This is a genomic window from Pseudonocardia sp. EV170527-09, from assembly GCF_008369905.1.
Classification (GTDB): domain Bacteria; phylum Actinomycetota; class Actinomycetes; order Mycobacteriales; family Pseudonocardiaceae; genus Pseudonocardia.
Window position 1 is genome coordinate 1 of sequence record NZ_VRMC01000634.1, and the last position, 240, is coordinate 240.

General features: G+C 47.1%; 1 protein-coding gene. It reads left to right on the plus strand.

Features of this window, described 5'->3' with window-relative positions; genetic code table 11:
* Positions 1-240 (plus strand): hypothetical protein (locus FVA95_RS30350; protein ID WP_149667009.1); only part of this gene is annotated, 240 nt, incomplete at both ends.

Here is a 240-nt window from a genome sequence, read left to right on the forward strand (position 1 = left end):
ACCAAGAACAATAATCTTGCCGTCTCTTCCAAGTTCAACATTCCTGACCTAAAGGTTGGCACGTTGGAGGTCTTGGGTGGCTTGTCGGATGAACTGGCTAAACTGGATGCATTTGTAGAAGGTGTGGTCAAGAAAGTGGCTCAGTACATGGCTGATGTGCTGGAGGACAGCAAAGATAAAGTTCAGGAGAACTTGCTGGCCAGCGGAGTTGACTTGGTTACTTACATAACAAGGTTCCAG